The organism is Pseudomonas sp. SDO5591_S426, assembly GCF_054070755.1.
The window spans coordinates 1-10507 of sequence record NZ_JBSVXD010000187.1; the positions used below are offsets into that span (position 1 = coordinate 1).

Here is a 10507-nt window from a genome sequence, read left to right on the forward strand (position 1 = left end):
GCTCCTACATTTGGAATGCGATCCCCTGTAGGAGCTGCCGAAGGCTGCGATCTTTTGATCTTCACTTACCGCTTGTTCAATCCCCGCGCCAGGCGATCTCCACCCAACTGGATCACCGCCACCAACGCCACCAGCAACACAATCACCGTCAACATGATCTGGCTGTCAAACCGCTGATAACCATATCGATACGCAATGTCCCCCAAGCCGCCGGCACCAATCGCCCCGGCCATGGCCGAAGAGTTGATCATCGTCACCAGCGTAATGGTGAACCCGCCAACAATCCCCGGCAGCGCTTCCGGCAACAGCACATGCCAGACGATGTGCTGGCGACGGCATCCCATGGCTTGCGCGGCTTCGATCAAGCCGTGATCGACTTCGCGCAAACTGACTTCGGCGATGCGCGCAAAGAACGGCGTAGCCGCGATGGTCAGCGGCACCACGGCCGCCCATACGCCGTACGTGGTGCCAACGATCAACCGGGTGAACGGAATCAACGCCACCATCAGAATCAGGAACGGGATAGAGCGGAACAGGTTCACGAACGCGCCCAGTGCGCGGTTCAGCGCCGGAGCTTCGTAGATGCCGCCCTTTGAGCTGGTAACCAGGATCACCGCCATCGGAATTCCCGCCAACAGTGCGATCAGCGACGACACGCCGACCATCAGAAACGTGTCGATGAAACCCTGTAGCAAGCGATCAAACCACATAGCCCAACACCTCCACCTGTTGTGCCCAATGGCTGGCGCGCTGACGCAACTCCTCGGCACTGACGGAGGAGCCGCTCACCGCCAGCAGCAGTTGCCCCAGAGCGTGGCCCTGAATGCGTTCCACGCCACCTTGCAGCAAGCGCACGCGGCCACCGAGGGCACTGAACAGCGCGGCGACGTCGGGTTCGTCATGGGCCCCACCAGTAAATTGCAGGCGCAATACCAGCGCGTCGTCCGAGGACTGCGGTTGAGGTTGCAAGCGGCTTTGCAGCTCTGGCGGCAAGGCATGTTGCAACGGTGCGAGCAGGGTCTTGCTGACCTCATGCTGTGGGTTGCCGAACACTTCCCACACCGGGCCTTGCTCAACGATGCGCCCATGTTCGAGCACCACGACGCGATCGCAGATTTCGCGGATCACCGCCATTTCGTGGGTGATCAAAATGATGGTCAGACCCAGGCGTTGATTGATCTCGCGCAACAGGCCGAGGATCGATTGCGTGGTCTCTGGGTCCAGCGCCGAAGTGGCTTCGTCGCAGAGCAGGATCGCCGGGTCGTGCACCAGCGCACGGGCAATGCCGACACGCTGTTTCTGCCCGCCGGACAACTGCGCTGGATAGGCTTTGTGCTTGCTTTGTAGGCCCACCAGTTCCAACAGCTCGCGGACTTTCTGCTCGCGTTGTTCCTTGGGCACGCCGGCGACTTTCAGCGGCAACTCGACGTTCTGCCAAACCGTCTTGGCCGACATCAGGTTGAAGTGCTGGAAGATCATGCCGATGCGTCGACGCAGCGCGACCAAGCGGTCCTCGTCGAACTCGCCAATGTCCACCTGATCGATCAGCACCCGACCCGAGGTCGGTTGTTCGAGGCGGTTGATGGTGCGGATCAGCGAGGATTTACCGGCGCCGCTGCGCCCGATGATGCCAAACACTTCACCGCGCTGGATCGCCAGGTCGATGCCTTGCAGGGCGGCCACCGGGCCTCGTTTACCTTCGTAGGTTTTGCCCAGGCCGACGAAGCGGACGTGGGCGTGATTCAGCTCAGGATGCAGTTCGGTTTGTTCGGCGTTTTGAGGCTCTGGAATTTCCAGTCGCCGTTGAATCGCGGCGGTCATGCTCAGCTCTCCCAACCGGCTTGATAGAGCTTGCCATGGGCTTTATCCAGTGCGGCGCGAACGGCGGGCGAGTGTTGGTAGATGTCGACGAATTTGATCAGGCGCGGGTCGGTTTTGCTCTTTGGCTGGATCACGAACTGGATCACGTACTCCTTGTGATCGAGGCCATCGAACAGCAGCGCGGAACCGGCATCGAAAGTCTTCGCCAGACGAATGTAGGCCGGGTAGCCCTGGACCAGATCGGCGTCGTCGTAGGCGCGCACCAGTTGCACCGCTTCAACCTGGAGGATCTTGATTTTCTTCGGGTTGGCGATGATGTCTTCTTCGGTGGCCTTGTAGCCGACACCCGGCTTGAGCTTGATCAAACCGGCCTTGGCCAGCAACTGCAGGCCGCGTCCGCTGTTGATTGGATCGTTGGCGATAGCGACGCTGGCGCCTTCTGGCAACTCATCGAAGCTTTTGTATTTTTTCGAGTAGAGGCCAACGTTGTTGATGATCCCCGGCGCGAACGGTACCAGGTCAAAACCGGAGGCAGCCTTGGCGTTTTCCAGGAACGGGATGTGCTGGAAGTAGTTCACGTCGATGTCACCGGCGGCAAGGCTGACGTTCGGCGCGATCCAGTCGGTGAACTCCACCAGCTCGACTTTCAGGCCTTGTTTGCCGGCTTCTTCGACGGCCGCTTCCAGCGGAATGGCGAAGGCGGCGGTGGTGCCGATTTTCAGTGGAGCGTCGGCGGCGAAGGTCACCGAGCTGAAGAGTCCGAGGGCCAGGGCCAGTGCTTTGACTGGGTGAGAGAGGTAGTTCTTTTTCATGATGGTTTTTCCAGTCAGTGCGTAAGATTTTTGGTGTTCGGGCGGGCCTCATCGCTGGCAAGCCAGCTTCCACAGTGTTCTCGGGTGTTCACACGACCCCTGTGGGAGCTGGCTTGCCAGCGATGCTGTTAGCGTCTAAACGCCGAGCCTGTGTGTTGCTCGGGCAAATGCGCTTCACGATGAAACAGCTTTTCCCGCAAGCTGCCGTCGTCATAAGCGGTCTTGTACGAGCCGCGCCGTTGCAGCTCCGGGATCACCAGATCGATGAAATCCACATAGCTTTCCGGCGTGACGATTCGCGTCAGGTTGAAGCCGTCGAGACCGGTTTCGGCGATCCACGATTCCAGCTCATCGGCCACTTGCCCCGGCGAGCCGACCACTGTGATGTAGCGTCCGCCGAGGGCGTGTTGTTCCAGCAATTTGCGCCGAGTCCAGTCGTTGTTTTGCAGGTTTTTGGTGGCGGACTGGATCGCGTTGCTCTTCACGTACTGGATCGGTTCGTCGATGGCGTATTCGGAAAAATCGATCCCGGTGGACGCTGAGAAATGCGCCACCCCGGCCTCGGCGCTGGCGTAGCTCAGGTACTCGGCGTGCTTGGCCCACGCCAGCTCTTCGGTGGCGCCGACGATCACGTTCAGGCCCATGAACACCTTGATGTCCTCGGGATTGCGGCCAGCTTCAACGGCGCTGGCGCGGACCTTGTCCACCTGAACCTTGGTCGATGCCTTGGTCTGGCCGCTGATGAACACGCACTCGGCATGCCGCCCGGCGAACAGCAAGCCGCGATCCGAACTGCCCGCCTGGAACAGCACGGGCGTACGTTGTGGCGACGGCTCACACAGGTGATAACCCTCGACCTGATAGAACTCGCCCTTGTGCTCGATCTTGTGCACTTTCTCCGGCTGCGCGTAGATCCGCTGCTGCGGATCGTTCAGCACCGCACCGTTTTCCCAACTGCCTTCCCAGAGTTTGTAGAGCACTTGCAGGTACTCGTCGGCCTGGTCGTAACGGCGGTCATGCTCGACTTGTTCGCTCAGGCCCATGGCTTTGGCGGCGCTGTCGAGGTAGCCGGTGACGATGTTCCAGCCCACTCGGCCACGGCTCAGATGATCCAGTGTCGACATGCGCCGGGCGAACAGGTACGGCGGTTCGTAGGTGAGGTTGGCGGTGAGGCCGAAGCCGAGGTTTTTGGTCACCGCTGCCATGGCCGAAACCAAAAGCAGCGGATCATTGACCGGCAGTTGGATCGACTCTTTGAGCGGCACGTCCACTGAGTGTTGGTAGACGTCGTAAACGCCAACGATGTCGGCGATGAACAACCCGTCGAACAGGCCGCGTTCGAGCAATTGCGCCAACTCGGTCCAGTACTCGATGGTTTTGTACTGGGTCGACGTGTCACGCGGGTGCGTCCACAGGCCGTGGTTGATGTGCCCGATGCAATTCATGTTGAACGCGTTGAGCAGGATTTTCTTTTTTGCGGCGCTCATCAAATGGTCCCCCGCAGTGGAGGATTTTCGTCGTTGAGGTAGTAATTGCCCACCGCGTGATACTTCCAGCGCACCGGGTCGTGCAGGGTGTGCACGCGGGCGTTGCGCCAATGGCGGTCGAGGCCATGTTCAATCAGGGTTGCCTGGCTGCCGGCCAGTTCGAACAGGGTGCTGCCGGCCGCGAGGGAGATTTCGGTGCTGATTGCGCGGGCTTCGGCGACGGCAATCGAGGCGGCGGCGACGGTCTCGGCTTGGGTGTCGGCCTGGGCCTTGTCGAGGAATTCACCGGCGCGTTCCAGCAGCGCTTCGGCGGCGTGCAGGCGGATGCTCAAGTGGCCGAAGCTCTTGAGGGTCAACGGATCTTCAATGGCTTTCTCATGTGTCGCGTCGATCCACGGCCGGGTCTTGGTGCGCACGAAGTGCAGCGCGTCTTCATAGGCCGCGCGGGCGATGCCGGTGTCGATGGCGGCATGGAGAATCTGCGCCAGCGGGCCGACCGGGGTCGGGCGCTCGAACGCACTCTGGAACGGGATCACGTCTTCGGCGGCGACATAGACATCTTCGAACACCACCGAACCGCTGCCAGTGGTGCGCTGGCCGAAGCCGCTCCAGTCGTCGATAACGGTCAGGCCTTTGCTGGTGCGCGGTACGAATACCAGTTGCTGCACGCCGTTTTCATCGATTACCGAGGTCGGGATGCGCTGAGCATAAATCGCGCCCGTGGCGTAGAACTTGCGACCGTTGATGCGATAGCCACTGCCGTCGCGGGTCAGGCGAGTGACGCGGTCGTGGGCGGTTTTGGTGCCGAGTTCGGCGAGTGCATTGCCGAAACGCTGACCGGCCAACACTTCGGCGTACAGGCGTTTCTTCTGCTCGGCGCTGCCGTTCACGCGCAGCACTTCCAGTGCATAGAAATGGTTCTGCGGGATCTGTCCGAGCGAGCCGTCAGCCTGACTGATCAGCGCTATGACCTTGGCCAGCGTGACGTTGGAAACGCCCGCGCCACCGTACTCTTTCGGCACGCTGATGCCCCACAGGCCAGAGCGGGAAAACACTTCCAGCTCCGGGTGTGGCAGTCGACGTTCACGGTCGCGCAGGGCGCTGTCGCGTTTGAAATCTTCGGCCAGATCGCTGGCGACAATCAGGGCTTGCTCATCGCTGGTTAAGACCGCGACGTGGTGAGAACTTGTCATGTGTTTCTCCAGAGGTCTGGTCGTCAGATCCAGGAATGGCGAGCCGGTAAGGTGCCGTTCAAGTGGTAGGCGCCCACGGCGTGATACTTCCAGCGCACCGGGTCGTGCAGGGTGTGCACGCGGGCGTTGCGCCAGTGGCGATCGAGGTTGAATTCGGCGAGGGTGGCGCGGCTGCCGGCCAGTTCGAAGAGTTTTTCGCTGGCCAGCAGCGAAATCTCGGTGGTCAGCACTTTGGCTTCGGCCACGGCGATCGAAGCGCGGGCAGCGGACTCGGCGGTGAGCGGCGCGGCGCTGACCTGATCGAGCACTTGCCCGGCCTTGCGCAGCAGGGCTTCGGCGGCGTGCAGTTCAATCTTCAGCTTGCCGATGTCGGCGATCACGTACAGGTCATCGCTGGCCCGTTCGACGTTGGCGTCGATCCATGGTCGCGCACGGGTTTTCACGAACGCGATGGCGTCATCGATGGCGCCCCGGGCGATGCCGGCGTCGATGGCGGCTTGAATCAGTTGCGAGACGGCGCCCTGGGTATTGGGCTTGTCGTTGATCTTCCAGTTGTCCACCACCAGTTCGGCGTCGACCCGCACGTTGTTCAGCAAAATCGTGCCGCTGGCGGTGGTGCGCTGACCGAAGCCGGACCAGTCATCGACGATCCGCAACCCCGGCGTGCCGCGACGCACGAAGGCCAGCACTTGCTTACCGTCGTCATTGAGCGCCTTGACCGCGACCCAGTGCGCGAACAGCGCGCCGGTGGAATAGAACTTCTGCCCGCTGAGGACAAAACCATCGCCGTCGGCGGTGATACGCGCCTTGAGTTCCAGGGTGTTTTTGGTGCCGCGTTCCGGCCCGGCATTACCGATGCGCCAGCCGTCGAGCACGCTTTTGAACAGCTGTTTTTTCTGCGCTTCAGTGGCGCTGCCCAGCACCAGATTGAGGATGCCGAACTGGTTCTGCGGGATCTGTCCAAGGGCCGGGTCTGCCGCGGAAATGATCGCGAACACTTCGGCCAGGGTGACGAACGAAACCTGTGGGCCTCCGTATTCGCGCGGGATGCCAATGCTACCCAGGCCGCTGCGGGTGAACTGTTCGATTTCCGACCACGGCAGCTTGCGCTGTTGGTCGCGTTTGGCCGCTTGCAGGCGGGCGGCTTGCGCCAGCTCATGGGCGGCCTTGATCGCTTGAGCGTCGTTGCGCAGGACTTGTGCGGGCAACAACAACGGGGCGATATCCAGATCACTCTGGACGATTGCATCTGCCAGACTGGACATCAGTGCCGCTCCTTGGCTGCACGCAATGCCCTGGCGATCTGCACTGGGGTGATTGTGTTCCGGACCATACCTACCTCATCTCATGGAAACGCCGCTGTGTGCGACGAACGAAAACAAGAATGTCCGGTGGTCCGGTGCATATACCCTAAGCGTTTATAAATAAGTTATGAACTAACTTTTAGGAATATATATAGAAGGGCTGCTGTCCGCTGGGCAACACTTGCACGCGTAGCAACAGCGGGACTCCGCGGCCTTGAGTTGTTCCTTCTTCGGGACGTTCAGATAGAGGTTGGTACAGCCAATCTTCAGCGTACGCGCGGGCGCCCACCGCGAGTTGTTGCCCACGCGATCGAGGATGCAGTAAGTCACCTCCAGCCGCAGGTCTTCGCCGGCCTCGACGATGATCGCCGGTGGTACCCAGACCTGAATTGGCTGGCCCACATCACACGCCTTGAGCCGTGGCAGGTCCATGCGCACATCGCCCCAACGCAGGGTGATTTCGTCATCGGCCGCCATGTTCAGATACGGCTCGATGGTCAGCGGCACGCCCCGCTTGATCTGGTTCTGATTCAGGCCCTGGCGACGAATCGTTTCGGGGATACCCACCGGCGCTAGACTTTGGTTTTCATCACCGCACAATGCGGACGGCTGACCTCCGGGGCAATCGAGTTTGATCTGCACGCGCCTGGCAGCCGATACCGCCGCGCCCTGACCGATCTGCATGATCCGGTAGTGAATGCGCGAAGAGCCATTGGTGATGAAGCTCTCCGGGACCCGCAACCGAACGGATCGGCCGACCTCATCGCGGGTCAGCACCCGGGAGGCTACGTAGCAGTTGTCCCAGAACAGTTCGATCAGATCGCCTTCGTCCATCGCCGGATAGGGCGGCACGTCGATCAGCAGGTGTGCGGCCGAGGTGATGTTGATGCCGGTCTTGTGGGATTGCGCCACGGCCGGGGCCGCGAGTTCGGATTGATTCGAAGTGCTTTTCATGGAGTCTCCTTGAAGTTTTGCAGCGAAGTCCGTTTCTGAAAATAAAAATGTGAAATGCGAGTGGAAAACAGTTAGTTACTTTGGAAGTTGATATTGAATGGCGTCGATTGGAGACTAGATAAGAGTTCGACTGAGTCAGTGTCAATGGCGTTTATTAGTTGGCTGGTAAATATGGCGTTATTCAGAAAGTTCCTACGCGTAGAAGTTAATAAACGCTATCGCTGCGTGGAAATTGCCCATAAATACTGGGTCGGCCTATGCATAAAGGCGGAGAAGGAGAGAAGAGCCAAGGGCGGGGCTAGTGAGGCGTCATAGCGTAAGTCTGTTGCGTAATATAAATATGTACCGCGCACGCCGATAAATAATGATTTATGTTTTTGGAGGTTTGTTGTGTGTGGGAGGTGGGTGTGGCGGCATGTAACTTCCTTCCGTGGAAGTTAACAAGTTTGCGAAGGGTGATTTAATTGTGGGCGTTGTTCAGAAACTTGCTGAGGAACTGTTTCGTGCGTTCTTCTTTCGGGTTGGCAAACAGCGCCTTGGATTCGCCTTGTTCGACGATCACACCCTTGTCGAAAAACACTACACGATTGGCCACGTCACGAGCGAAAGCCATTTCGTGGGTCACGATGACCATGGTTCGATTCTCTTCGGCCAGACCGCGGATCGTCGCCAGCACTTCGCCCACCAACTCCGGGTCAAGCGCCGAGGTTGGTTCGTCGAACAGGATCACTTCCGGTTCCATCGCCAGCGCGCGGGCAATCGCCACGCGTTGTTGCTGGCCGCCCGAGAGGCGGCGCGGGTAAGCGTCTTCCTTGCCCGCCAGGCCAACCTTGGCCAACAGCTTTTTACCCAAGGCAACGGCATCGGCGAGCGGGATCTTCTTGACGATGATCGGGCCTTCGATAACGTTTTCCAGGGCAGTGCGATGGGGGAACAGGTTGAAGTTCTGGAACACGAAACCCACGTGCTGGCGCAAGTTGCGCACCAGGCTTTGCTGCTGGTTCAACGGACGGCTGGTATCGATCTCGATATCGCCGACCTTGATCCGGCCGCTGGTGGGTTCTTCCAGGAAATTCAGGCAACGCAGGAACGTGGTCTTGCCCGAGCCGCTAGGCCCGATGATCGCCACGACCTCGCCTTCCTTCACTTGCAGATCGATGCCGTTGAGCACGACTTGACCCTTGAACTGCTTTGTCAGTTTTTCCACGACAATCATGGGGTCAGGACTCCTGGTCGTGCCGATTGACCCGCTCTTCCAGCTTGTTCTGCAGGTGCGAAAGCACCGTGGCCAGAACCCAGTAGATCAGCGCGGCGGCAAGATACATGGTGAAAATTTCGAAGGTACGGGCGGTGATCAGCTGCGCCTGACGGAACAGCTCCGGCACCTGGATGGTGGCTGCCAGTGCAGTGTCCTTGACCAGCGAGATGAAGCTGTTGCCCAGCGGCGGCAATGCCGTGCGCATCGCTTGCGGAATGATGGCCCGGCGCAGCGTCTGCGCGCGGGTCATGCCGATACTGGCAGCGGCTTCCCACTGACCGCGTTCGATCGAGCTGATCGCAGCGCGCAGGATTTCACAGGCATAGGCAGCCATGTTCAGCGAGAAGCCGATCAGGGCCGCCGGCAGCGGATCAAGTTCGACACCCAATTGCGGCAAGCCGTAATAGATCACGAACAGTTGCACCAGCAACGGCGTGCCGCGAAAGAACGACACGTAGATGCGGGCGATCCAGCTCACCAGCTTGAAGCGCGACAGGCGCATCAGTGCCAGGCCGAAGCCCAGCAAGAGGCCGAAGAACATCCCGCCGAGGCTCAAGATGACCGTGTAGTACGCGCCCTTCAGCAGGAAGGGCGCGGAGTCCAGCGCGAGTTGAAAAGCTTCTTCCATTATTGAGTGACGTCAGCGTTGAAGTATTTTTCCGAGAGCTTTTTCAGGGTGCCGTCGGCGCGCAGTTTGTCAATTGCCTTGTTCACCGCAGCCAACAGTTCAGGCTCGCCTTTGCGCAGGGCAATACCGGCTTCCTGACGGGAGAACGCTTCACCGGCAGCGGTGGTGTCCTTGGCTTTCTTGGCATATTCCAGCGCGGCCAGACGGTCGATCAGGATGGCGTCGATACGGCCGACACGCAGATCCTGGAACTTGGTCGGATCGTCTTCGTAGGTGCGCACGTCTGCGGTTGGCACGTTGGCTTTGACCCACTGTTCGTAGTTGGTGCCCAGGCCCACGCCGACTTTCTTGCCACCCAGGTCGGCAGCGGACTTGATGTTCAGCTCGGCGGCCTTCTTGGTCAGCACCAGCGCCTGAATCCCGGAAACGGTGTACGGCTCGGAGAAGTCATACTTCTTCTTGCGCTCTTCGGAGATGGTCACCTGGTTGATCACCGCGTCCAGACGCTTGGATTCCAGCGCCGCGAGGATGCCGTCCCATTTGGTCGGTTGCAGTTTGACCTTCACGCCCAGCTCTTTGGCCAGCGCTTCGGAGAACTCGACTTCGAAGCCGGTCAGTTTGCCGTCGGCGTCGACGAAGCTGAACGGTGGGTAAGTGCCTTCCAGGCCGACGTTGATCACGCCTTTGTCCTTGATTTGTTGCAGCTGCTCACCGGCAACGGCGTTGCCGATCAGGCCGGCGCTCAGTGCCAGGCCCAGCGATCCCACCAGCAGATTACGACGTAGTGCGGAAAAATTCATGACAAGCCCCTGTGTTTTCTTATGGAAGACGCTTAAGGAAAGTTGGCAAATTCGGGAATTGGACGACTGCGATATCCTGCCCTAAAGCAGCGTATGCGTCTCGCTGCAAATTCGCCTGCGGCGTGACTATATGATGGCGTTATTAGATTAGAAAATAATAAATTCTGTTTTTGATATGCAATTGACGAATAAGCGATGGGTCTTGAAAAGATCGCAGCCTGCGGCAGCTCCTACAAGGATCGGCGAACTT

General features: G+C 59.5%; 10 protein-coding genes. All 10 read right to left on the reverse strand.

The features are described 5' to 3' along the window. Positions 1-65: 65 nt before the first annotated feature. Positions 66-710: a methionine ABC transporter permease gene (locus tag ACW9JC_RS25120; RefSeq protein ID WP_338584147.1), complete on the reverse strand. Its 645-nt coding sequence runs from the start codon at positions 708-710 to the stop codon at positions 66-68. Further along, positions 700-1821, reverse strand: coding sequence for a methionine ABC transporter ATP-binding protein (locus ACW9JC_RS25125; protein ID WP_457458333.1), 1122 nt, complete (start codon positions 1819-1821; stop codon positions 700-702). Before ACW9JC_RS25125 ends, ACW9JC_RS25120 begins: the two co-directional genes overlap by 11 nt. A 2-nt stretch (positions 1822-1823) precedes the next feature. Next, positions 1824-2633 (reverse strand): MetQ/NlpA family ABC transporter substrate-binding protein, encoded by an 810-nt coding sequence (locus tag ACW9JC_RS25130; RefSeq protein WP_457458335.1) that lies wholly within the window; start codon positions 2631-2633, stop codon positions 1824-1826. 128 nt (positions 2634-2761) lie between these two features. Next, positions 2762-4120: an LLM class flavin-dependent oxidoreductase gene (locus ACW9JC_RS25135; RefSeq protein WP_457458337.1), complete on the reverse strand. Its 1359-nt coding sequence runs from the start codon at positions 4118-4120 to the stop codon at positions 2762-2764. Further along, on the reverse strand, positions 4120-5313 hold the full coding sequence (locus ACW9JC_RS25140; RefSeq protein ID WP_457458339.1) for an SfnB family sulfur acquisition oxidoreductase: 1194 nt from the start codon (positions 5311-5313) through the stop codon (positions 4120-4122). The genes ACW9JC_RS25135 and ACW9JC_RS25140 overlap by 1 nt, the downstream gene beginning before the upstream one ends. A gap of 23 nt (positions 5314-5336) precedes the next feature. Further along, a complete protein-coding gene (locus tag ACW9JC_RS25145; RefSeq protein ID WP_457458341.1) occupies positions 5337-6578 on the reverse strand; it encodes an SfnB family sulfur acquisition oxidoreductase in 1242 nt (413 codons plus the stop codon). Between the two features lie 171 nt (positions 6579-6749). Continuing rightward, positions 6750-7571, reverse strand: a complete 822-nt coding sequence (locus ACW9JC_RS25150) for a hypothetical protein (RefSeq protein WP_457458343.1) — start codon at positions 7569-7571, stop codon at positions 6750-6752. A 460-nt stretch (positions 7572-8031) separates the two neighbouring features. Then, complete coding sequence (gene tcyN, locus ACW9JC_RS25155; RefSeq protein ID WP_457458345.1) at positions 8032-8787, reverse strand: L-cystine ABC transporter ATP-binding protein TcyN; 756 nt, start codon at positions 8785-8787, stop codon at positions 8032-8034. Between the two features lie 4 nt (positions 8788-8791). Beyond that, positions 8792-9457 (reverse strand): cystine ABC transporter permease, encoded by a 666-nt coding sequence (gene tcyL, locus ACW9JC_RS25160; protein WP_338584155.1) that lies wholly within the window; start codon positions 9455-9457, stop codon positions 8792-8794. Further along, positions 9457-10257 carry a cystine ABC transporter substrate-binding protein gene (gene tcyJ, locus ACW9JC_RS25165; RefSeq protein ID WP_338584156.1) on the reverse strand — a complete coding sequence of 267 codons (801 nt, stop codon included), beginning with the start codon at positions 10255-10257 and terminating at the stop codon, positions 9457-9459. Before tcyJ ends, tcyL begins: the two co-directional genes overlap by 1 nt. Positions 10258-10507: the final 250 nt, after the last annotated feature.